Genomic DNA, 22,219 nt, shown 5'->3' with positions numbered 1-22,219 from the left:
CGTGGCCGGCTGGCCCGCGCCGGAGCGCACTGAAACTTAAGCGAGATCATCCCATGAGACTGCCGCGCGAGATCGGACCCATTCACTTCGTCGGGATCGGCGGCATCGGCATGAGCGGCATCGCCGAGGTGCTGTGCAATCTCGGCTACACCGTGCAGGGCTCCGACGCCTCCGAAGGCGCCAACGTCAGTCGGCTGCGCGACAAGGGCATCGCCATCCATGTCGGCCACCAGGCCGAGAACGTCGCCGGCGCCGACGTCGTGGTGGTGTCCACCGCGATCAAGCGCGACAATCCGGAATTGTTGGCGGCGCGCGCGCAGCGCATCCCGGTGGTACGGCGCGCCGAAATGCTCGCCGAATTGATGCGGCTGAAGAGCTGCGTCGCGATCGCCGGCACCCACGGCAAGACCACCACGACGTCGATGGTCGCGGCGCTGCTCGACGCCGGCGAATTCGACCCGACCGTGATTAATGGCGGCATCATCAATGCTTACGGCACCAACGCGCGGTTAGGGGCGGGCGAATGGATGGTGGTGGAAGCCGACGAAAGCGACGGCACCTTCCTGAAGCTGCCGGCCGACGTCGCGATCGTCACCAATGTCGACCCCGAGCATCTCGATCACTTCAAGACTTTTGATGCGGTGCAGGAGGCGTTCCGCGATTTCGTCGAGAACGTGCCGTTCTACGGTTTCGCGGTGATGTGCATCGACCATCCGGTGGTGCAGGCTCTGGTCGGCAAGATCGAGGACCGGCGCATCATTACTTACGGCGAGAACCCGCAGGCCGACGTGCGGCTGCTCGATCTGACGCCGAACGGCGGCAGCTCGGCGTTCCGGGTGGCGTTTCGCGACCGCAAGGCCGGCACCGCGCATGAGATCGCCGATCTGGTGCTGCCGATGCCGGGGCGGCACAACGCGCTCAACGCCACCGCGGCGATCGCGGTCGCCCATGAGCTCGGTCTGTCCGACGACACCATCCGCAAGGCGCTGGCCGGCTTTGGCGGAGTGCGGCGGCGCTTCACCAAGACCGGCGAATGGAATGGCGTCACCATCATCGACGACTACGGCCATCATCCGGTGGAAATCGCCGCGGTGCTGAAGGCGGCGCGGGAATCCACCAAAGGCAAGGTGATCGCGGTGGTGCAGCCGCATCGCTTCACAAGGCTGCAGTCGTTGTTCGAGGAGTTCTGCACCTGCTTCAACGACGCCGACGTGGTGGTCGTCGCCGAGGTCTATCCGGCCGGCGAGGCGCCGATCGAAGGCGTCGACCGCGATCACTTCGTGTTGGGCTTGCGCGCCCACGGCCACCGCGAAGTCATCCCGCTGCAGGAGTCGGCGGCGTTGGCCAGCGTGGTGTATGGCGCGGCGCACAGCGGCGACTATGTAGTCTGCCTCGGCGCCGGCAACATCACGCAATGGGCCTACGCGCTGCCGGGCGAGCTGAAGGCGCTGGACTGATCGTGGCTTTGTTTCCCGATCTCGTTCCCGAGCTGAAAGCCGCGATGCCGCAGCTGCGCGGCCGGCTGCTCGGCAACGAGCCGCTGGCGCCCTTGACCTGGTTTCGCGTCGGCGGCCCGGCGCAAGTGTTGTTCACGCCGGCAGATGCGGACGACCTCGGTTACTTCCTCGCCGCCTTGCCGCGCGACATCGACGTCACCGTGGTCGGCGTCGGCTCCAACCTGATCGTGCGCGACGGCGGCTTGCCGGGCGTAGTGATCCGGCTCGGCGGGCGCGGCTTCGGCGAAACCGGCACGGATGGCGATGTGGTCAGCGCAGGCTCTGCCGCGCTCGACAAGCGCGTCGCGGAGGCGGCGGCGGCCGCGGGGCTGGGCGGGCTGGAATTCTACCACGGCATTCCCGGCACCATCGGCGGCGCGCTGCGGATGAACGCCGGCGCCAACGGCCGCGAGACCAAGGACGTGCTGATCGACGCCAGCGCAATTGCGCGCGATGGCACGCTGCATCGGCTGAGCAACGCCGAGATGGGTTTCAGCTATCGGCACAGCGGCGCCGATCCGGCGCTGATCTTTACGTCGGCGCGGTTTCGCGGCGAGCCGATGGATCGCGCGGCGATCCGCGCCAGGATGGACGAGGTGCAACGCCATCGCGAGACCGCGCAGCCGGTGCGCGAGAAAACCGGCGGCTCGACGTTCAAGAATCCGCCGGGCCACTCAGCCTGGAAACTGATCGACGCCGCGGGCTGTCGCGGCTTGCGCGTCGGCGGCGCGCAGGTCTCCGAGATGCACTGCAATTTCCTGATCAACACCGGCAGCGCCACCGCGCAGGATATCGAGACCCTCGGCGACACCGTGCGCGCCCGGGTGAAGGAACACTGCGGCATCGAGTTGCAGTGGGAGATCAAGCGGATCGGCCGCGCGCTGGATTGAGGGCTGAGGCCGCGCCAGATGCGACCTTCTCCAAGCGATTACTTCGCTGCGGGCAGGGCGGCCGGGTTCGTCAAAATCTCAGGCACCGCCGGCGTATCGGCCAAAGCCAGCAGTCGTTCCAGCGGCTGCGGCGACACCTTGAAGATGCCGTCGAACGGGTCTTCCTGCAGCGCGACCAAGCCGAGCGCCACGATCGCGCCGGAGGCGAACACGGTCAGCGCCGCGAGCATCGCGCGCGGCCGCTCCAGATGCACCAGCGCCAGCGCCACCTGGGTGATCAGGCCGAGGATCAGCACCGAGATCCATTTCAGATCGTTGGTGCGATCGGACGACAGGCTGAGCCGGACGGCGCGTGCGGTGGCGACCCGCACCGCGGCGTTGAGCAATGCGGCGTGCACCGGGTTGCTGTTGAGGCGGCTGATCGCGGGATCGCTGATCTGGCGCAGCAACTCGTCGAAAGCGGCGTCGGTTTGCGACGAACTGCCGCCTTCCACAGCCGGCCATTCGTCATGAACCACCGAGCCGGCATAGGCCTTCAGCGCGATGCGGATCTCTTTCATGTCGGAGACCGCCGCCACGCTGAGCGTGTAGATGTTGCGCAACTCGCCGGCTTCGCTTTGCACCGCGCGCGTGGCTTGCCGATTGCGGTCGCCGACGTCGTTGGCGAGAAAGCCGGTGAGCAGCGCGAACAGCATCGCCACCGAGGAGAAGAACGGCGCCACCAGGCCGTTCACCGTCTTGATGCGCGGGCCGAGCGGCGAGAAGAAGATCACGCCGACCAGCGCCAGCGCCGTCCCATAATAAAGGATGCCGAGCGTGGCAAAGGTCCCGAAGGTCGAGAGGTCGAGCCAGGCCCGGATCATGCAACGTCCTCTATGATGGTGAGGTGCCGCAGAGTTCGGCGGCGAAGCCGAGCCACGGCCGGTTCTTGATCGCGGCGGCCTCGCGCAGCACGGCTTCGGTCTGCGGCGCCAGCACGCTCATATCGTATTTGGTGCGCGCGGCGGCCTGCGCGGCGTCGCCCATCGCTTTGCGGCGTTCGGGGTCGGCGGCGAGCGCGATGAGGTGGCGGCTGATGGCGTCGACGTCGCCGACTTTCACGACATGGCCGGTGACATTCTCTGTGACGAAGTCCGCCAACATGCCGACGTCGCTGGCGATCACCGGCAGCCCGCGCGACATCGCCTCAAGGACTGCGAGCGGGCTCGACTCCTTGCGCGACGCCAGCACGAAGGCGTCCATCGCGGCCAGCAGCGCCGGCACGTCGTTGCGGCTGCCGGTGGTGATGAGTTGCGACGCCACGCCGAGCTCTTCGACCACCTTGCTGAGTTCGTCGAAATATTCCTTGAAACGACCGCCGACCAGCAGCAGCCGGGCGCGGGGCTCCACCTTCAGCACGTTGGCAAGCGCGCGCACCACGTCGATCTGCCGCTTGCGCTCGCAGATGTCGCCGACGCAGCCGATCACGAAGGCGTCTTGCGGCAATCCAAGCGCCTCGCGCGCCGCGACGCGCTCGTCGTCGCCGATCACCGGGAAGGAGCGGGTGTCGATGAAACTCGGAATCATCCGCATCGCCCGGCGCGACACCCGGTTGACTTTAATATGGTGCGCCTCGGCGTCCGGCGAGGTGGCGATCACCCGGTTGTTGAACCACCAGTGCAGTTGCAGCGAGGTCGAGTGCGCGGTGGCGACCACCGGCCGGCGGCTGAGGATCCGCGCCAGCATGCCGTAGGTGTGGGCGCTGCTCATATGAGTGTGCAGCACGTCGGGCTGGAACGCGTTCAGCCGCTTGGTCACCCGGATCAGCTCGCCGGGGCTGCGGCCGAACGAGGTGACGAATATCTCCGCGCCCTCGAGGCCGGGCCGGTCGCCGATCCAGGCACCGGGGCGGTGCAGCAGCAAGACGCGATGGCCGCGGCTCAAGAGATACTGCACCAGCAGCAGGCAATGCATCGCGACGCCGTTGACGCCGGTGCCGGAAATCAACAGGGCGATCCGCATCGGGGCGGGGCAGAGTGCTGCGGGATTGACGGTCATGGCGGGAGGAGAGATCACAGCTTGCCGGAGAGGCTTCTCCGAATCAGGAAAATCGACGAAATTTCAACGCCGGATATGGTCGCATCGATTCATCGCGCCGCCGCAGTTTGAGGACATCAAGTGACAAAACGCAAGCACGTCGCGGTTCTGCTCGGCGGCTGGTCGTCCGAGCGGGAGGTTTCGTTGCGCTCGGGCAAAGCCTGCGCCGACGCGCTGGAGCGCTGCGGTTATCAAGTGACGCGGGTCGACGTGCAGCGCAACATCGGCACCGTGCTCGACCAGTTGAAGCCGGACGTCGCCTTGGTGATGCTGCACGGCCGTCCTGGCGAGGACGGCACCATCCAGGGCGTGCTGGAGACCTTGGGAATTCCTTATAGCCACTCCGGGGTGCTGGCTTCCGCGTTGGCGATGCAGAAGGATCTGGCCAAGACCGTGATGGCGACCGCCGGGGTGCCGGTGGCGGAGGGGCTGACGCTGTCGCGCGCCGAGGTCGCCAAACGCCATGTGATGGCGCCGCCCTATGTCATCAAGCCGGTCGCCGACGGCTCCAGCGTCGGAGTCTTTATGGTGACCGAGGCCCATGAGCATCCGCCGCAGGAATTGTTCCGCGACGACTGGCCCCATGGCGAGCAACTGCTGGTTGAAAAATACGTCGCCGGCAAGGAGTTGACCTGCGCCGTGGTCAAGGGCGAGCCGACCGGGGTGATCGAGATCGTGCAGACCAACAAATTCTACGATTACGAGGCAAAGTATTCTCCGGGCGGGTCAAATCACATCCTGCCTGCATCTCTTTTACCATTTGTTTACCAGGAGGTCCGAAGGTTAACGCTGGCGGCGCATGTGGCGCTCGGCTGCCGGGGCGTTAGCCGGGCGGATTTCCGCTTCGACGACCGCATCGAGGGAACGGCTGGCCTCATCTGCCTTGAGGTCAACACCCAACCCGGCATGACCGAGACGTCACTTGTGCCAGAGCTCGCAGCGGATGCGGGCATAACATTTGACGAGCTCGTGCAATGGATGGTGGAGGACGCCTCGCTCGGTCGGTAAGACGGCAGAGGCTTCGATCTGACCTGAGAGCGGCAGCCATCGGGGTTGTCGTGCTTTTGCGTGAGCGGCGCGAGCGCGGTCGCCGCGCCAGGATCGCCCGCCGCCAGGAGCGCACCAAGAGCCCGCATCGTTTCATCGCCTTCCTGGAAACCTACGCGCCGCCGCGGGTTGGCGTGCTGTTCACCGCGCTGGTGCTGCTTGGCAGCGTCTCGCTCGGCATCGTCAAGGGCGGCCATCTCGAAGAGGTCACGACCGCGCTGAGCGATGCCCGCAACGCGGTCGCCAACGTCGCCGGTTTCCGGATCACCAATGTGGCGATCTCCGGCCGCAAACAGCTCACCCATGACGAGGTGCTGGCGATCGGTGGCGTCACCGGCCGCTCCTCGTTGTTGTTTCTCGATGCGGCGACCGTCCGCGACAAGTTGAAAGCCAATCCGTGGATCGCCGACGCTACCGTGTTGAAGCTCTATCCGGGCCAACTCACCATCGACATCACCGAGCGCTCGGCGTTCGCGCGCTGGCAGTTGCAGGGACGCCTCGCGGTGATCGCCGATGACGGCGCCGTGCTGGAGCCCTATGTGGCGCGCCGCTTCGCCTCGTTGCCGCTCGTGGTCGGCAAGGGCGCAGAGACCCATTGCAAGGATTTCATCGCGCTGTTGCAGCGCTATCCGCAGGTCAATTCGGTGGTGATGGCCGCGGTCTATGTCGGCGAGCGGCGCTGGAACCTGCGGCTCAGGAACGGCCTCGATATCCGGCTGCCGGAGAACGAGGTCGGCAATGCGCTCGCCACCCTCAGTAAGCTCGATGCCGAAGACCGATTGCTGTCGCGCGACATCGTCGCGGTCGACATGCGGCTGCCGGACCGGCTGACGGTGCGGCTGTCCGAGGACGCCGCCAAGGCGCGGGAAGAACTGTTCAACAAGGACAAGAAGACCAAGAAGAAGGCTGGCGACGCATGACCGGCCTCGATCACAACCAGGCGCCGAAGACGCGCCCGATGTCGCACAAGCGCTCGGCGCTGGTGGCGTCGCTCGATATCGGCACCAGCAAGATCGCCTGCCTGATCGCAAGGCTGACGCCGTGCCCGCCCAACGAAGCGCTGCGCGGCCGCAGCCACGCCATCGAACTGGTCGGCTACAGCCAGATCCAGTCGCGCGGCGTCAAGGCCGGCGCGGTGATCGATCTCGCCGAATGCGAACGCGCGGTGCGCCAGGCGGTGGCGCTGGCCGAAGGCATGGCCAAGGTGCGCGTGGAATCCGTGCTGCTGTCGGTGTCGGCGGGCCGGTTGCAGGGCCAATTAGTCGAGGCGTCCGCGGAAATCCGCGGCGGCGCGGTGACCTCGGACGACGTCACCCGGGTGACCAGCGCCGGGATGCACCACGCCACGCCGCAGGGCCGCACCGTGCTGCACACCCTGCCGGTCAGCTACACGCTCGACGGCGTGAAGGGGATTCGCGATCCGCGCGGCATGGTGGCGCGGCAATTCGGCGTCGATATGAACGTCGTCACCGTCGACGCCACGGTGGCCAAGAACCTGATGCTGGTGGTGGAACGCTGCCACCTCAACGTCGAAGCCATGGCGGCGAGTCCATATGTCGCAGGGCTGTCGGTTTTGACCGACGACGAGGCCGATATCGGCGCCGCGGTGGTCGAAATGGGGGCGGGAACGACCACGATCGCCACCTATTCGGCCGGACGTTTCGTCCATGCCTCCGGATTTGCGGTCGGCGGGCAACACATCACGATGGATTTGGCCCGCGGACTGGGCACTTGCATTGCAGATGCCGAGCGAATCAAGACGTTATATGGCACCGTGCTGACTGGCGGTTCCGATGCTCGCGAGTTGATGTCGGTGCCTAGCGCCGGGGACAACGAGCGGGATGCCCCGCAGATTATCTCCCGCGCTCAGATCGCCAACATCGTGCGGCATCGGGCCGAGGAGATTTTTGAAATGGTGAGGGACCGGCTCGCAGATTCCCCGTTTGCGGCAGAGCCGCGGGCGCGGGTGGTGCTGAGCGGCGGCGCTTCGCAACTCACCGGCTTGCCCGAACTCGCCACGCAAATTCTCGGCCGTCCGGTCCGGATCGGTCGTCCGCTCGGTTTCGGCAAGCTGCCCAGCGAGGCCAAGAGCGCGTCCTTCGCGGTGCCGACCGGGCTTCTGGTTTATCCGCAATATGCGCATCTCGAACACGTCGAGCCGCGCAACATGCGCCATCACAAGACCGGCACGAACGGTTACTTCGGGAAGGTCGGTCGATGGCTGCGCGAGGGCTTCTGATGACTGTCGTTTCACCCCTTTATTCCCCATCCACTCTCCCGGTTGTCGGCCGGGGACATCGCGATTCAACGCGCGCGTAATCGAGAGGCACCCATGACCATCAATCTCAACGTCCCTGATATTCGCGAGCTGAGGCCCCGGATCACCGTGTTCGGTGTCGGAGGCGCCGGCGGCAACGCCGTCAACAACATGATCACCGCCGGATTGCAGGGCGTCGATTTCGTGGTCGCCAACACCGACGCGCAGGCGCTGACGATGTCGAAGGCTGAGCGCCTGGTGCAGATGGGCACCCAGGTGACCCAGGGGCTCGGCGCCGGTTCGCAGCCCGACGTCGGCGCCGCCGCCGCGCAGGAGGTGATCGACGAGATCCGCGATCATCTGTCCGGCGCCAACATGGTGTTCGTCACCGCCGGCATGGGCGGCGGCACCGGCACGGGTGCAGCTCCGGTGATCGCCAAGGCGGCGCGCGAGATGGGCATCCTGACCGTCGGCGTCGTCACCAAGCCGTTCCACTTCGAAGGCGCGCGGCGGATGCGCACCGCGGAGTCCGGCATCACCGAATTGCACAAGGTGGTCGACACGCTGTTGATCATCCCGAACCAGAACCTGTTCCGGGTCGCCAACGAGAAGACCACCTTCGCCGACGCCTTCGCGATGGCCGACCAGGTGCTGTATTCCGGCGTCGCCTGCATCACCGACCTGATGGTCAAGGAAGGCCTGATCAACCTCGACTTCGCCGACGTCCGCGCGGTGATGCGCGAGATGGGCAAGGCGATGATGGGCACCGGCGAAGCCTCCGGCGAGAAGCGCGCGCTGACCGCCGCCGAAGCCGCGATCGCCAATCCGTTGATCGACGATTCCTCGATGAAGGGCGCTCGCGGGCTGTTGATCTCGATCACCGGCGGCAAGGACCTGACGCTGTTCGAGGTCGACGAAGCCGCCACCCGTATCCGCGAGGAAGTCGATCAGGACGCCAACATCATCGTCGGCGCCACCTTCGACGAAAGCCTCGACGGCGTGATCCGGGTTTCGGTGGTCGCCACCGGCATCGAGCAGGCCCAGCTGGCGCGCAATCTTGCCGCGCCCGCCGGCGCTGCGCCCGCCGCTCCCGCCAATGGCGGCACTCCCGACAGCCGGCTGGCCGATCTGACCGCGCGGCTGCGCGCCGACCAGCAGCGCGCGCCGGAAGCCGCCCCGGCGGCGCCGCGCCCGACCACTGCCGCGGCGCCGCGCGCGCCGTCCAACACCGTCGAGCGCGCCGCGCTCGCAGCGATCGCCGCCGCGGTCGGAACCGAGCAGATGCCCCAGGGCATGGCCTCGCAGCCGGCGTCCTACGGCGACGTCACGGTCCGCGCCATCGCGCAGAAGCCGTCGCTGTTCCCGGATCCGGAACCGGCGCGGCAGATCGTCCAGGACGAGCCGCCGACCCCGGAATCGTTCATCCCGCAGCAGCCGGATCGCGCCGCGATTCGCTCGCCGCGGATGCCGAAGTTCGAAGAACTGCCGATGCCGGCGCAAAACGAAATCCGCCAAGCCCACAGCGAGGCCGAGGACGAGCATCCGCATAAGACCCGGATGTCGCTGCTGCAGCGTCTCGCCAATGTCGGTCTCGGTCGCCGCGAGGACGACAGCGAGCCGCCGGTTTCGGCGCGTCCTGCTGGTCCGGCGATGGCGCCGATGCCGCCGCTGCCGGAACGCAAGCCGCAGCGCAGCGTGTCCGAGCAGATGGCCTCCGAGCCGGTCTCCGAATATGCGCGGCGGCCGGCGCCGCAAGGCCTCGACCTTCACGGTCGCCCGGCGCCTGTGGCTCATCCGCCACAGGGCGACGACCATCTGGATATCCCCGCCTTTCTGCGGCGCCAATCCAAGTGAGCGGCGTGTAACAATTGGGCAAGCACATGGCCTCGGCGGAACCCGCCGAGGCCATTATTCTTCGCAATGCAACATTGACGGTTTCAAAACCAAGTCAATGAATTTAAAAGATAAATTCAGATGAGCGGTGATTTTCGGCGGATTTCCGCTGCCACGATCGGCAAGGAATTCGGTGAACCGGCGGCGCTAATACGGCGGAGTTAGGGTAACAATCCGTAAAAAAGCGTGAGTTGGTGGTGTTTGTGACAGTGGGTATGGTTTTCTGACATTGGGGACATTGAAGACGAGTCGCGGGACTTTCGATCGCTTCCTTCTTCAACTGGGTCATTGGTGGGCAGACTAGCTATGAAATTCAGTCGTCAGACCACGCTTCGTTCGCAGGCCACGGTGACGGGCGTCGGTGTCCATTCCGGCCTTCCCGTGAATCTCACCATTGGACCCGCGGATGTTAACGCGGGTTTTATTTTTGTCCGCAGCGGTCTGGAAGGTTGTGATCGGGAAGTGCGCGCCTCGGCGAAGTCGGTGATTGCCACCGAGCTTGCCACGGTGCTGGGCGACACCGACGGCCCGCTGGTCTCCACCGCCGAACACGTTCTCGCCGCGTTGCGCGGCATGGGCATCGACAATGCCATCATCGAAGTCGACGGCCCCGAAGTTCCGATCATGGACGGCAGCGCCGCCGCCTTCGTCGCCGCGATCGATCAGGCTGGCATCCGCGAACAATCGGCGCCGCGCCGTTTCATTCAGGTCTTGAAGCCGGTGCAGGTCGCGATCGGCGACTCCTTCGGCGAGTTGCGGCCTCACGCGAGTGGCTTCCGCGCCGAAGTCGAAATCGACTTCGCCCATCCGCTGATCGGCCGCCAGAATTACATTCTCAATCTCAGCCCGGAAAACTTCCGCCGCGAAGTTTGTCGCGCCCGCACCTTCGGCAGCATGAGCGACGTGGCACGGCTGTGGAGCCTGGGTTACGCGCTCGGCGCCTCGTTCGACAATTCCATCGTGTTCGACGACACCCGCATGCTCAACACCGAAGGCCTGCGTTACGTCGACGAATGCGCGCGCCACAAGGTGCTCGACGCGGTCGGCGATCTGGCGCTGGCCGGTCTGCCACTGCTCGGCGCCTATCGCTCGGTGCGCGGCGGCCACAAGCTCAACCACGCCGTATTGACCGCGTTGCTGGCCGATCACAGCGCCTGGCGGGTGATCGAGGCCGAACCGGCGCGGCGTCCGCGCGGTCACGCCGAGGTCGTCAGCGGCATGCTCGGCGGCATGGTGGCCCCGGCCTACGGTCCCGACGTCTCCTGAACGTCCGACCGGGATTGCAACGACACCGATCAGGCAACCGATCAGGCACTTGGCTCACCTCGTCATCGCCGGCTTGTCCCGGCCGCATCGGCGCGCCCATCGCCGGTTCCAAAGTTAACCACAACCCTTGGCGGCCGCCACCCGGTCGCCTTATTCCGGGCGAAATGCCTGCGTACTCGGTTGGTTAATCGACCCTTTTAGGCTAAACCGCCTGCGGTCGCGCGGCCACGTTCGAGCATGTCGATGGTTCATCCATGACGGTGTTCATGGATCGCGCAGCGGGCAGGGCATCACAGGCATCAGGTAACATATGTCGGCACAACGCGTGGCGCCCGGATTACGGGAACTGATGGTCCTCTGCGGCGGCGCTCGCACCGCCCGCGGTTTGCGGTTCGCCGCCAGCCTGATCGTGCTGACGCTGCCGCTCAGCGGCTGCGGCACCGGCGCGCTGTGGGACAAGTTCATGACCAAGGATGAGACCTACACCGACGAGCCGGCCGACAAGCTCTATAACGAGGGCTTGTACCTGATGAACAAGGGCAAGGACCCCAAGGCGGCGTCGAAGAAGTTCGAGGAAGTCGATCGTCAGCATCCGTATTCCGACTGGGCGCGCAAATCGCTGCTGATGTCGGCCTACGCGTTCTATGAGGCCGGCGACTACGACAGCTGCATCGGCTCCGCGACGCGTTACGTGACCATGCACCCGGGCAGCCCGGACGCGGCTTACGCGCAATATCTGATCGCCGCCTCGCATTACGACCAGATCCCGGACATCTCCCGCGACCAGGGCCGCACCGAGAAGGCGATCGCAGCGCTCGAAGAGGTGATCCGCAAATATCCGACATCGGAATACGCCACCTCAGCCAAGAAGAAGCTGGAAGGCGCCCGCGACCAATTGGCCGGCAAGGAAATGAATGTCGGCCGCTATTACATGGAAAAGCGCGATTACACCGCGGCGATCAACCGCTTCAAGACCGTGGTGACGCGCTACCAGACCACGCGGCACGTCGAGGAGGCGCTGGCGCGGCTGACCGAGGCCTATATGGCGATCGGCATCGTCGGCGAGGCGCAGACCGCCGCCGCCGTGCTTGGCCACAACTTTCCTGACAGCAAGTGGTACCAAGACGCCTACAATCTAGTAAAGTCCGGCGGAGTTGAGCCGAGCGAGAATCGGGGCTCTTACATCAGCAAGGCCTTCAAGAAGCTCGGCCTCGGTTAGGATCATTCTTGCATGCTGGCCCGCCTGTCGATCCGTGACATCGTCCTGATCGAACGGTTGGATATTGAATTCGCCCGTGGCCTCGCGGTGCTGACCGGCGAAACCGGCGCCGGCAAATCGATTCTGCTGGATGCTTTCGCGCTGGCGCTGGGCGGTCGCGGCGACGCTGGCCTCGTGCGCCACGGCGCCGAACACGGCCAGGTCACCGCGGCGTTCGACGTGGCGCGCGGCCATCCGGCGTTCGCAATTCTCGCCGCCAACGGGCTCGACGACGCCAGCCCGGACGATTCCTCGGAAATGATCCTGCGCCGGGTCCAACTCGCCGACGGCCGCACCCGCGCTTTCATCAACGACCAGACCGTCAGCGTGCAGACCCTGAAGGCGGTCGGCGCGTCGCTGGTGGAAATCCACGGCCAGCACGACGAGCGCGCGCTGGTCGACGCCGCCACCCACCGCCGGCTGCTCGACGCCTTCGCCGGATTGGAGAAGGACGTCGCTGCACTGGAGACGCTGTGGGACGCCCGCCGCGCCGCGCGAGCCACGCTCGACGCGCACCGCGCCGGCATGGAACGCGCCGCCCGCGAGGCGGATTTTCTGCGCCACGCCGCCGATGAATTGAAGAAGCTCAATCCCAAGGACGGCGAGGAAACCAGTCTCGCCGAGCGCCGCACTACGATGATGCAGGGCGAGAAGATCGCCGGCGATCTGCGCGAGGCGCAGGAGGCGGTCAGCGGCCATCATTCGCCGGTGGCCTCTTTGGCCGCGGCGGTGCGGCGGCTGGAGCGCCGCGCCGGCAATGCGCCGGCCTTGATCGACCCGGCGGTGAAGGCGATCGACGCCGCGATCAACGCGCTGGAGGAGGCCGACCAGCATCTCACCGCGGCCTTGATCGCGGCGGATTTCGATCCCTTGGAATTGGAGCGGATTGAGGAGCGATTGTTCGCGCTGCGCGCCGCCTCGCGCAAATATTCCACCCCGGTCGATGCGCTCGCTGAGCTGGCAAAGAAATACGCCGCCGACGTCGCCTTGATCGACGCCGGCGCCGGGCAATTGAAGGCGCTGGAAGAGAAGGCCGCCGAGGCCGATTCCCGCTACGCCGCCGCCGCCGCCAAGTTGTCGGCATCGCGCGCCAAGTCGGCGGAGAAACTCAACAAGGCGGTGGCCGGCGAATTGGCGCCGTTGAAGCTCGAGCGCGCCAAATTCATGACCCAGGTCGAGACCGATCCGGGCGCGCCCGGCCCGCAGGGTTGCGACCGCGTTGAGTTCTGGGTGCAGACCAACCCCGGCACCAAGCCCGGGCCGCTGATGAAGGTCGCCTCCGGCGGCGAGCTGTCGCGCTTCCTGCTGGCGTTGAAGGTGGTGCTGTCCGACAAGGGCTCGGCGCCGACCTTGGTGTTCGACGAAATCGACACCGGCGTCGGCGGCGCGGTGGCGGATGCGATCGGCGCCCGGTTGGCGCGGCTCGCCTCGAAGGTCCAGGTGATGGCGGTGACCCACGCGCCGCAGGTCGCCGCGCGCGCCGATCAGCATCTCTTGATCTCCAAGGACGCGCTCGACAAGGGCAAGCGCGTTGCCACAAGGGTCGATGCGCTGCAGGCCGACCGCAGGCGCGAGGAAATCGCCCGCATGCTGGCCGGCGCCGAAATCACCGCCGAGGCGCGGGCGGCGGCGGACCAATTGATCAAGGCGGCGGGGTAGGGCACGTGTTCCGGACGCGGTGCCCGGTGTGCTTGCTCGGCTTTGCTTGCAGCGAGATTCCGGGTTCGCTCGGCCTGCGGCCTCGCGCCCCGGAATGACTCGCGTATAATTCATGACATGACAGCAAAACCCAAGACCGCGCCCACCGACCTCGACACCCTCAGCAAGGCCAAAGCAAAGGTCGAGCTGAAGCGGCTGTCGCTCGAGATCGAGCGGCACAACAACGCCTACTACCAGGACGACGCGCCGAAGATCTCCGACGCCGAGTACGATGCGCTGCGCCACCGGGTCGAAGCCATCGAGGCTAAGTTCCCCGAGCTGGTCAGCTCTGACTCACCGACCCAGAAGGTCGGTGCCGCGCCGGCGCGCGGCTTTGCCAAGGTGCAGCACGCGGTGCCGATGCTGTCGCTCGGTAATGCATTCAGCGACGACGAGGTCGCCGAGTTTCTCACCCGGGTGCGGCGCTTTCTCAAACTCGACGCGGAACAAATCCCGGCGATCGTCGCCGAGCCGAAGATCGACGGGCTGTCGCTGTCGCTGCGCTATGAGCACGGCAAGCTAGTGCGCGCCGCCACCCGCGGCGACGGCTTCACCGGCGAGGATGTCACCGCCAACGTCCGCACCATCAAGGATATTCCCCACGCGCTCGCGGTTGCCGAGCCGCCCGCCGCCTGCGAATTGCGCGGCGAGGTCTATATGCTGAAGAGCGATTTTCTCGCGCTGAACCAGCGCCAGGAAACGGCCGGTGAGCCCCCGTTCGCCAATCCGCGCAATTCCGCCGCGGGCTCGTTGCGGCAGAAGGACGTCGCGATCACCGCGTCGCGGCCGTTGAAATTCTTCGCTTATGCGTGGGGCGAATTCTCCGATCTTCCGGAAGCGACCCAGTACGGCATGCTGGGCTGGCTGAAGCGCGCCGGCTTCACCGTCAATCCGCTGATCACGCTGTGCAAGAGCGTCGACGACGCGCTGGCGTTCTATCGCAAGATCGGCGAAGAGCGCGCGACGCTGCCCTACGACATCGACGGCGTGGTCTACAAGGTCGACCGGCTCGATTGGCAGGAGCGGCTCGGCTTCGCCGGCCGCGCGCCGCGCTGGGCGATCGCGCATAAATTCGCCGCCGAACAGGCCACCACGATTCTCAACGGCATCGAGATTCAGGTCGGCCGCACCGGCGCGCTAACCCCGGTGGCGCGGCTCGCCCCCGTCACCGTCGGCGGCGTGGTGGTGCAGAACGCCACGCTGCACAACGAGGACTACATCAAGAGCCTCGACATCCACATCGGCGACACCGTGGTGGTGCAGCGCGCCGGCGACGTGATTCCGCAGATCGTCAGCGTGGTGCGCGACAAGCGGCCGGAGGATGCCGAGCCATACGAATTTCCGAAGTTCTGTCCCGCCTGCGGTAGCCATGCAGTGAGAGATGAAGACGAGGGCGAAGCTGTCCGGCGCTGTACCGGTGGGCTTATTTGCCCTGCCCAAGCGATCGAACGCCTGCGCCATTTCGTTTCACGGGGAGCCTTCGACATCGCGGGGTTCGGCGAAACTTATGTTGAACTGTTATATGAAGAGGGATTGGTGCGAAATCCCGCGGACATTTTTGCACTTCATTCAAAAGTCGATGAACTCAAAGCGGCATTGTTCAGAAAGCGTGAATCTCTGGCAACGCAGAGGGAAGAGAAAACCGGAAAGAAGCGGAAGAGTTCGCTCTCCGAAGAGAAACGCCAATACACTGATGTCGAGAATCTATTGGCCGCGATCGATGCCAGACGAACCGTCGCATTCAATCGCTTCATATTTGGCTTGGGAATTCGGCATGTGGGAGAGGTGACGTCGAAGGCTTTGGTCAGACATTTTGCGGATGTGAAGGCATTCCTCGATGGCGTTGACGCTGCCGCACTGGCGCGTCCGGGTCCTGCATGGCTCGATCTCAAGAACGTCAGATACATCGGTGAAATCACGTTGGAGCGGCTGCTGGAAATTCAGGGTGGGGCTGACACAAACGAAGAACGTCAAGGGTTTCAGCCGGACGCGCGTCAGCGAGCGAGCCTGCTTTCTCACTATGGCAATGAAGAGAAGATCGCCGGTGCTTTGCAGGCAGCTCGTTCGGAGGCTCCAGGTCCAGCCTTTCAGCAACTTGCGAACGACAGTGAGATAGGGGAGGTTGCGACGCAATCCTTGATCGATTTCTTCGAGGAGACCAACAACAGGCAAGTGGTCACAGCGCTCATGGATCAAGTGCAGGTTGAAAGGCCTGCCGCCGCCTCCGCGAAATCGCCTATCTCCGGTAAAATAGTAGTATTCACCGGCGCGCTTGAGCGAACAACGAGAGACGAGGCGAAAGCGATTGCCGAACGTCTCGGGGCTAAAGTCGCTAGTTCGGTGTCTTCAAAGACGGATTTGGTGGTGGCTGGACCCAGCGCGGGCTCGAAGCTGAGGGATGCGCAGAAATTTGGCGTTAAGGTATTGACTGAAGAGGAGTGGGCTGAGATCTCAGGAAATGAATAGTTCATTCATTGTCCAGTCGAGTAGCCCATGTCGATACTCGCAATTGATTTTGAGACTGCAAATGAAAAGCGGTCGAGCCCATGTGCATTGGGACTTGCTTGGATCGAACGAGGTCAGATTGTCCGTCGTGAGTATCGTCTGATAAAGCCGAAAGAGATGCGTTTTGGTGTCTTTGAGGCGAAGGTGCATGGCCTCTCGCCGTCAGAGGTCAAAGATGCACAAGAGTTTCCAGAAGTGATTTCCGAGTTCTTATCCGACATCCAAAGTGGTCTTTTATTGGCCCACAACGCTCAGTTCGATGTCGACGTGCTTTGCGCGACCCTCGCACTTTACGGAATTGCGATCCCTCGTTTTTCATTTCTTTGCAGTCAGCGAGTTGCCAGTCGTGTCTGGTCTGACGAGAAGTCGTTAAAGCTCTCAGCTCTCGGCGAGAAGCTGGGGATTTCCTTTCGGCACCATCAGGCGGATGAGGATGCGTTTGCCTGCGCTCATATCATCCTGGCGGCTGCTGCCCATCTTGGCCTCTCTGAGGTCCTCGATATCGCACCGCGTCTTGGGCTGCGGCTCGGCTTCGTCGATGAGGTCGGAGTCGTCCTTTGTGAAGACCTTCCCTTATGCGACAAGAATGAGGGGGTGCCCTCGTTTCGTTATGCGAAGCGTCTCTCAGCATTCGTGAATGAAGCGAAGACAACCATTCCTGAAAAAAGTCTTCATTTCGTTGTCAAAGGCAGCAGCGGAAATCAGTACAATGTTTCGGAGATCAAGAAGGACGGTGTGTTCGACCTGAAGTGCGAATGCACTGGATGGAAGACGCGGCATCGTTGTAGGCACGTCCATGCCTTGCTCTATGGAGAGGTGGATAGCTTGATTTCGGACAATGTTGATGATGTTAAGAAGCTTCAGCTCATCATCAAGGGTCTCGGAGGAGTTCCTCCGCTGTATGCGGATTGGTTACCGCCACCGCAGCGATGAATCGGTAGCCAAGCCAAGCCTATAAGCCGCCGCTCCACCCGCGCCGTCATCCTGAGGTGCCCGAGCGCAGCGAGGGCCTCGAAGGATGGGCCGCAGGGACTCGCAGCCGCATCCTTCGAGACGCCCGGCTTCGCTGCGCTCCGCCGGGCTCCTCAGGATGACGGCGTTGGTGGTGTGGCGGGCATTGCGTGCGGTTGCACCGCGGACTAATCGCTGAAGGTTATCAAAGGGTCGGCTTGCCACCGCGCGTGTCCCGGACGCCGTGCAGCGTTCTTGACGCTGCACGGCGAGCCGGGACCGTTACGGATGCTGCGCTTGGGACGGTCCCGGCTCGCGGCGCATCGCTTCGCGTTGCGCCGCGAGCCGGGGCACGGCAATCTCACAGCAACTACAACAACCCGGTCTCTTCTTCCTCGGCCTTCTCGATCAGATCCTCGGTGGCGAGCGCGCCGCCGCGCGGCACCAGGAAGATCATCGAGGCCGCGCAGGCCAAGGACAGCACCACCAGCGCGATGTTGAGCGGAACGGGCGTGGCGAAGTGGCCGCCGAGCCAGGCGCCGAATTGCGAGCACAGCGCGCCGAACCCCATCTGCAGAAATCCCATCAGTCCCGAGGCGGTGCCGGCGGCCTCCGGCTTGACGCTGATGGCGCCGGCGGCGGAATTCGACAGCACGAAGGCGGTGGCGAAGGTGATCAGCATGTGGGTGCCGAACAGCCAGCTCGGCTGCTGATTGTAGCCGAGCAGACCCCAGATCAGGTTCAGCGCGGCGCCGAGCAATTGCAGCGCGAGGCCGAACCAGATCAATCGTTCCAGGGAGTGCCGCGGCGAAAACCGCACGCAGCCGAGATTGCCGATTAGATAAGCGAGGCCGGAGGTGGCGAACCAGGCGCCGTATTCGGCGGGAGAGCGGTGCATCTGCATCACCACCACATAGGGCCCGCCGCCGGCGAAGGTGAAGATGATCGAGGACGCCAGCACCTGGCACAGCACATAGCCGACGAAGGCGCGGCTGGTGGTCAGGCTGCGGGCGTCCGACAAAAAGCTCGCGCCGGGCAGCCGATCGGCGGCGCGCCGCGTTTCCGGTAGCGCCACCGCAACCAGAATGGTGACCAGCACCGAAACCAGCGCGAGGACGTAGAAGATCGCGCGCCAGCCGAGGCTGATTTCCAGCACGCCGCCGAGCAGCGGGCTCAGCATCTGCGCGATCATCATCACCGCGACCACCAGGCTGATCATGCTGCCGACGCGCTCGCGCGGATAGAGGTCGCGGATGATGGCACGGCCGATTACCATGCCGCAGGCGCCGCCGAGCGCCTGCAGGAATCGCGCGGCGATCAGTTGCGGCAAGGTTTCGGCGAAGATGCAGCCGACGCTCGCCAGCATCATCAGCGCCATCCCGCCGAGCATCACCGGCCGGCGGCCGAGCTTGTCCGACAACGGCCCGAGCACCACCTGCGAAAACGCGATGCCGACCATGAACAGCGACACCGTCATCTGCGCGATCGAGATGTCGCGGCTGAAGTCGCGCGCCAGCATCGGCAGCGCCGGCACCAGAATATACATCGCGACCGGCGCGGCGCCGGTCATCGCCACCAGCACCAGCAGCATCGAGCGGGAGATCAGTTTGTTGTCGGGGGCGGGAGATCCGGTCGGCGGCGTGTTGCCCGTCAGTCCGTGCATGGGGTGGCGTGCCAGTCCTAACCGATGTTGCGATGGTTGGACTGTACCGACGTCGCCGCCGAGCGAGCAGCGGCTTTTCGGAATACGGCTAGGCGATTTTCGGGACCGTGGCCGATTAGGCCAGCGGCTGCGTCGCGGCGTCGAGCCAGACCTTGGTGGCTTCGTCGAGTTGCGGCCGCACGTCATGCCGAACCCGCGCGTGATAGTCGTCGAGCCAGCCGATCTCGGCGTCGCTGAGCGAACAAACATCGATCAGCCTTCGATCGATCGGCGCCAGCGTCAGCGTCTCGAACCCGTTCATCGGCTTTTCGGCGCCGACGATCGCGGCCTCGACTACCAGTTCCAGGTTCTCGATCCGGATGCCGAACGAGCCGGCCTTGTAGTAGCCCGGCTCGTTGGACAGGATCATGCCGCGCTTCAGCGGCGTGGTGCCGAGCTTAGAGATCCGCGCCGGGCCTTCATGCACCGACAGATAGCTGCCGACGCCGTGGCCGGTGCCGTGCTCGAAATCGATCCCGGCCTGCCAGAGAAATTGCCGCGCCAACGTATCGAGCTGCGCGCCGGTGCTGCCGTCGGGAAAGACCGCGCGCGCCAGCGCGATGTGGCCGCGCAGTACCCGGGTGAAGCGGTCGCGCATTTCCGCGCTCGGCTCGCCGATCGCGATGGTGCGGGTGACGTCGGTGGTGCCGTCCTGATATTGCGCGCCGGAATCGATCAGCAAGAGGTCGCCCGGCGCGATCCGGCGGTTGGACTTGCGGGTGACGCGGTAATGCACGATGGCGCCGTTCGGGCCGGTGCCGGAAATGGTGGGGAAGGAGACGTCCTTCAAGGCGCCGGTGTCGCGGCGGAAGCTCTCCAGCGCCTCCACGGCGTCGATCTCGGTCAGCTTGCCGGAGGGCGCCTCGCGGTCGATGAAGGCGAGAAACCGTGCCAGCGCCACCGCGTCGCGGCGATGCGCGGTCTTGGTACCTGCGATCTCGGTTGGGTTCTTCACCGCCTTCAGCAGCGTCACCGGGTCGGCGCCGCGCAGCGGCTTGCCGCCGGCCGCGGTGATCAGCCGGGTCAGCGCGTCGGCGGCGGTGGCGCTATCGAGCGCGATCGCCGCGCCGGTTTGCGCCAGCGTCTGCAGCGCGGGCGTCAAGGCGTCGGGCTCTTTCACCTCGGCGCTGTGCTCGAGATGATCGCGTGCGCTGTTCGACAGCTTGCGGGCGTCGATGAAGATGGTCGGCCGTCCGTCGCGCGGCAGCAGCGCATAGGACAGCGGCAATGGCGTGTGCGAGACGTCGGCGCCGCGGATGTTGAAGGTCCAGGCCACCGCGTGGGAATCCGACAGCACCAGGGCGTCGGCGCCAAGCGGCCCGAGCTCAGCGCGGATCCGCGCCAGCTTGTCGGCTTCGCTTTCGCCGGCAAATTGCAGACCGTGCACCGCCACCGGCCCGAGCGGCGGCGCCGGACGCTCCACCCACACCGCGTCGAGCGGGTTGCTGTCGACCGCGACAAGCTCGGCGCCGGCCTTGGCGCAGGCCTGGGCAAGCCGCTCGGCTGCCGCGGAAGTGTGCAGCCACGGATCAAATCCGAGGCGGTCACCCGGTTTGAGATGCGCGCCAAGCCAGTTTTCCGGCGGAGGTTCAACCAGGGGTTGGACACTCCAGGCCCGGCCGTCGACCTGTTGGGCTGCCTGCAGCGTATAGCGGCCATCGACAAACACTGCGGCTTCGGCGACCAGCACGATCGCCAGACCGGCCGATCCGGTGAAGCCGCAGATCCACGCCAGCCGCTCTTCGGACGGCGCGACATATTCATTTTGTTGCTGATCGGCGCGGGGAATCACGAATCCGCTGAGCTTGCGCCGCAGCAATTCCTCGCGAAAGGCGGCGAGCCGCGCGGTCAGCGCGACGCCGCTGTCAGGCTCTTCGAAGGTCTGAAAAAGCGCTTCGAACATTCCTCACCATCCTCATCGAGCCTCGCTGCCGCGATCGTGACGTAAAATACCCACGTAGTGGCACGCAATGTGCATGAAATATAGTGCTTTAGACGCAAAAGCGAAATCGAATTGCTGCAAGGCACGGTTTCGCTGAGCAACTGGGGAAATCCCAGGGGTGTTTCAACTCAACGATGAGGGGATACACATGCCTGCATTCACGTTCGAGAAGATATCTCCGCCGGCCCGCGGTGGTCCACCGCCGGTCACTGAAAAGAAACACCGCGGCTTGATCGTCCAGATTCTGGGTCGCTTCGTCGACACCCGCCGTCCCCATCCCGAAGACGACGAGTCCACCGGCGAACAATCGCCGCCGAAGTAACACTCCCGCTCACAGCATCAGGCGCCGCGGCGCAGCAGCACGCTGCTCCAGCCTTCGACGATGATCGCTTTGACGAGCATCAGGCCGCGCGCGCGGTAGGCCGCGATCACGCTGCGGGTCTGATGCGGCAGCAGGCCTGAGAGAATAATATCGGCGGACGGCGCCAGATGCGCCGCCATCGGCGTCGCCAATTGCCGCAGCGGATTGGCCAGGATGTTGGCCAGCACCAGATCGAACGGCGCCGCTTGGCGAAACTGCGCATCGGCAAAGCCCGCGGCGCAGATGCCGTCTAACAGATGGCCGACGCCGTTTAGCCGCGCATTGTCGCGCGCTACCCGCACCGAGACCGGATCGATGTCGCTGGCGGTGACGCGCTGTTGCAGCGCCTTGGCGGCGGCGATCGCCAGCACACCGGTGCCGGTGCCGAGGTCGAGCACGTTGCGCGGGCTGCGCCGCTTCAACACCGCGTCGAGCAGCAACAGGCAGCCGCGGGTGGTGCCGTGATGGCCGGTGCCGAACGCCAACGCCGCCTCGATCTCGATGCCGAGCTTGTTCGGCGCGATGCTGTCGCGGTCGTGCTGGCCGTGCACCACGAAGCGGCCGGCGGGCACGGGATCGAGCCCCTCCAGGCTGGCGCGGACCCAATCCTTGGCTTCGATCGTATCGAAGGCCAGCGCCGCGGCGACATCATCGCCGGCGGCCAGCGCCACCAGGCTGCGCACCGACGCCTGCTCGGGCGGCTCGGCGAAGTTCAGCGCGAGGTCCCAGGCGCCGTCGCTGCGCTCGAACGCGGCGACGGCGGCCGCACCGTCATCGAAGCACTCGGTCAACAGATCGACGACGCGGCGGGCGGTTAGTTCGTCGCCGATCGCGGCGCTGGCGCGAAAGGTGGTCGGGGTCAGTGGCATGTTGGATT

The 22,219-nt window shown here is 65.1% G+C and carries 17 protein-coding genes; 12 read left to right on the top strand and 5 right to left on the bottom strand.

Annotated features, from left to right (window positions below):
- Window positions 1–53 precede the first annotated feature (53 nt).
- Both murC and murB read left to right on the top strand, forming a co-directional pair.
- Window positions 54–1,457, top strand: a complete 1,404-nt coding sequence (murC, locus tag RPC_RS16585) for a UDP-N-acetylmuramate--L-alanine ligase (RefSeq protein WP_011473735.1) — start codon at window positions 54–56, stop codon at window positions 1,455–1,457.
- Entirely contained in the window at window positions 1,415–2,386 is a 972-nt protein-coding gene (gene murB, locus RPC_RS16580; protein ID WP_049766117.1) for a UDP-N-acetylmuramate dehydrogenase, read from the top strand. Before murC ends, murB begins: the two co-directional genes overlap by 43 nt.
- 38 nt (window positions 2,387–2,424) lie before the next feature.
- Here murB and RPC_RS16575 read toward each other — a convergent pair whose 3' ends face one another.
- A complete protein-coding gene (locus tag RPC_RS16575) occupies window positions 2,425–3,249 on the bottom strand; it encodes a DUF4239 domain-containing protein (protein WP_011473733.1) in 825 nt (274 codons plus the stop codon).
- 10 nt (window positions 3,250–3,259) lie between these two features.
- Window positions 3,260–4,423, bottom strand: a complete 1,164-nt coding sequence (locus RPC_RS16570; protein ID WP_011473732.1) for a glycosyltransferase family 4 protein — start codon at window positions 4,421–4,423, stop codon at window positions 3,260–3,262.
- Window positions 4,424–4,543: 120 nt separating this feature from the next.
- On the opposite strand from RPC_RS16570, the gene RPC_RS16565 reads away from it, so the two are divergent.
- From RPC_RS16565 to RPC_RS25575, 9 genes are all read left to right on the top strand, one after another.
- A complete protein-coding gene (locus tag RPC_RS16565) occupies window positions 4,544–5,470 on the top strand; it encodes a D-alanine--D-alanine ligase (RefSeq protein ID WP_011473731.1) in 927 nt (308 codons plus the stop codon).
- Window positions 5,437–6,429 (top strand): cell division protein FtsQ/DivIB, encoded by a 993-nt coding sequence (locus tag RPC_RS16560; RefSeq protein ID WP_041801957.1) that lies wholly within the window; start codon window positions 5,437–5,439, stop codon window positions 6,427–6,429. The genes RPC_RS16565 and RPC_RS16560 overlap by 34 nt, the downstream gene beginning before the upstream one ends.
- Window positions 6,426–7,748 carry a cell division protein FtsA gene (ftsA, locus tag RPC_RS16555; protein WP_011473729.1) on the top strand — a complete coding sequence of 441 codons (1,323 nt, stop codon included), beginning with the start codon at window positions 6,426–6,428 and terminating at the stop codon, window positions 7,746–7,748. The genes RPC_RS16560 and ftsA overlap by 4 nt, the downstream gene beginning before the upstream one ends.
- Window positions 7,749–7,841: 93 nt before the next feature.
- Entirely contained in the window at window positions 7,842–9,620 is a 1,779-nt protein-coding gene (gene ftsZ, locus RPC_RS16550) for a cell division protein FtsZ (RefSeq protein WP_011473728.1), read from the top strand.
- Between the two features lie 345 nt (window positions 9,621–9,965).
- Window positions 9,966–10,925 carry a UDP-3-O-acyl-N-acetylglucosamine deacetylase gene (gene lpxC, locus RPC_RS16545; protein WP_011473727.1) on the top strand — a complete coding sequence of 320 codons (960 nt, stop codon included), beginning with the start codon at window positions 9,966–9,968 and terminating at the stop codon, window positions 10,923–10,925.
- Window positions 10,926–11,235: 310 nt separating this feature from the next.
- The gene (locus RPC_RS16540) at window positions 11,236–12,144 is read left to right on the top strand and encodes an outer membrane protein assembly factor BamD (protein WP_041801955.1); all 909 of its coding nucleotides are present in this window, start codon (window positions 11,236–11,238) and stop codon (window positions 12,142–12,144) included.
- A 12-nt stretch (window positions 12,145–12,156) separates the two neighbouring features.
- Complete coding sequence (recN, locus tag RPC_RS16535) at window positions 12,157–13,842, top strand: DNA repair protein RecN (RefSeq protein ID WP_011473725.1); 1,686 nt, start codon at window positions 12,157–12,159, stop codon at window positions 13,840–13,842.
- A gap of 117 nt (window positions 13,843–13,959) precedes the next feature.
- A complete protein-coding gene (gene ligA / locus RPC_RS16530; RefSeq protein ID WP_011473724.1) occupies window positions 13,960–16,347 on the top strand; it encodes an NAD-dependent DNA ligase LigA in 2,388 nt (795 codons plus the stop codon).
- Between the two features lie 27 nt (window positions 16,348–16,374).
- Window positions 16,375–17,319, top strand: a complete 945-nt coding sequence (locus tag RPC_RS25575) for a 3'-5' exonuclease (RefSeq protein ID WP_011473723.1) — start codon at window positions 16,375–16,377, stop codon at window positions 17,317–17,319.
- Between the two features lie 388 nt (window positions 17,320–17,707).
- On the opposite strand, the gene RPC_RS16520 is transcribed toward RPC_RS25575, so the two are convergent.
- Window positions 17,708–19,000 carry a multidrug effflux MFS transporter gene (locus RPC_RS16520; RefSeq protein ID WP_011473722.1) on the bottom strand — a complete coding sequence of 431 codons (1,293 nt, stop codon included), beginning with the start codon at window positions 18,998–19,000 and terminating at the stop codon, window positions 17,708–17,710.
- Between the two features lie 115 nt (window positions 19,001–19,115).
- Window positions 19,116–20,942: an aminopeptidase P family protein gene (locus RPC_RS16515; RefSeq protein ID WP_011473721.1), complete on the bottom strand. Its 1,827-nt coding sequence runs from the start codon at window positions 20,940–20,942 to the stop codon at window positions 19,116–19,118.
- 157 nt (window positions 20,943–21,099) lie between these two features.
- Between RPC_RS16515 and RPC_RS26280 the strand changes: the two genes are divergently transcribed.
- A complete protein-coding gene (locus RPC_RS26280; protein WP_157043232.1) occupies window positions 21,100–21,303 on the top strand; it encodes a hypothetical protein in 204 nt (67 codons plus the stop codon).
- Between the two features lie 17 nt (window positions 21,304–21,320).
- Here the strand turns inward: RPC_RS26280 and RPC_RS16510 are convergent, their stop codons facing one another.
- Complete coding sequence (locus RPC_RS16510) at window positions 21,321–22,211, bottom strand: 50S ribosomal protein L11 methyltransferase (RefSeq protein ID WP_011473720.1); 891 nt, start codon at window positions 22,209–22,211, stop codon at window positions 21,321–21,323.
- Between the last annotated feature and the right edge of the window lie 8 nt (window positions 22,212–22,219).

The organism is Rhodopseudomonas palustris BisB18 (assembly GCF_000013745.1).
GTDB classification, from domain to species: domain Bacteria; phylum Pseudomonadota; class Alphaproteobacteria; order Rhizobiales; family Xanthobacteraceae; genus Rhodopseudomonas_A; species Rhodopseudomonas_A palustris_F.
This window is presented reverse-complemented; position numbering and strand designations above follow the sequence as displayed.

What these genes read in the sequence shown, in the direction of transcription:
- murB (WP_049766117.1), top strand. Translation starts at nt 1,415, where the DNA reads ATGGGCCTACGCGCTGCCGGGCGAGCTGAAGGCGCTGGACTGATCGTG.
- ligA (WP_011473724.1), top strand. Translation starts at nt 13,960, where the DNA reads ATGACAGCAAAACCCAAGACCGCGCCCACCGACCTCGACACCCTCAGC.
- RPC_RS16515 (WP_011473721.1), bottom strand. Translation starts at nt 20,942, where the DNA reads ATGTTCGAAGCGCTTTTTCAGACCTTCGAAGAGCCTGACAGCGGCGTC.
- recN (WP_011473725.1), top strand. Translation starts at nt 12,157, where the DNA reads ATGCTGGCCCGCCTGTCGATCCGTGACATCGTCCTGATCGAACGGTTG.
- RPC_RS16540 (WP_041801955.1), top strand. Translation starts at nt 11,236, where the DNA reads ATGTCGGCACAACGCGTGGCGCCCGGATTACGGGAACTGATGGTCCTC.
- RPC_RS16520 (WP_011473722.1), bottom strand. Translation starts at nt 19,000, where the DNA reads ATGCACGGACTGACGGGCAACACGCCGCCGACCGGATCTCCCGCCCCC.
- RPC_RS16575 (WP_011473733.1), bottom strand. Translation starts at nt 3,249, where the DNA reads ATGATCCGGGCCTGGCTCGACCTCTCGACCTTCGGGACCTTTGCCACG.
- murC (WP_011473735.1), top strand. Translation starts at nt 54, where the DNA reads ATGAGACTGCCGCGCGAGATCGGACCCATTCACTTCGTCGGGATCGGC.
- RPC_RS16570 (WP_011473732.1), bottom strand. Translation starts at nt 4,423, where the DNA reads ATGACCGTCAATCCCGCAGCACTCTGCCCCGCCCCGATGCGGATCGCC.
- RPC_RS16510 (WP_011473720.1), bottom strand. Translation starts at nt 22,211, where the DNA reads ATGCCACTGACCCCGACCACCTTTCGCGCCAGCGCCGCGATCGGCGAC.
- lpxC (WP_011473727.1), top strand. Translation starts at nt 9,966, where the DNA reads ATGAAATTCAGTCGTCAGACCACGCTTCGTTCGCAGGCCACGGTGACG.
- RPC_RS16560 (WP_041801957.1), top strand. Translation starts at nt 5,437, where the DNA reads ATGGATGGTGGAGGACGCCTCGCTCGGTCGGTAAGACGGCAGAGGCTT.
- ftsZ (WP_011473728.1), top strand. Translation starts at nt 7,842, where the DNA reads ATGACCATCAATCTCAACGTCCCTGATATTCGCGAGCTGAGGCCCCGG.
- RPC_RS25575 (WP_011473723.1), top strand. Translation starts at nt 16,375, where the DNA reads ATGTCGATACTCGCAATTGATTTTGAGACTGCAAATGAAAAGCGGTCG.
- ftsA (WP_011473729.1), top strand. Translation starts at nt 6,426, where the DNA reads ATGACCGGCCTCGATCACAACCAGGCGCCGAAGACGCGCCCGATGTCG.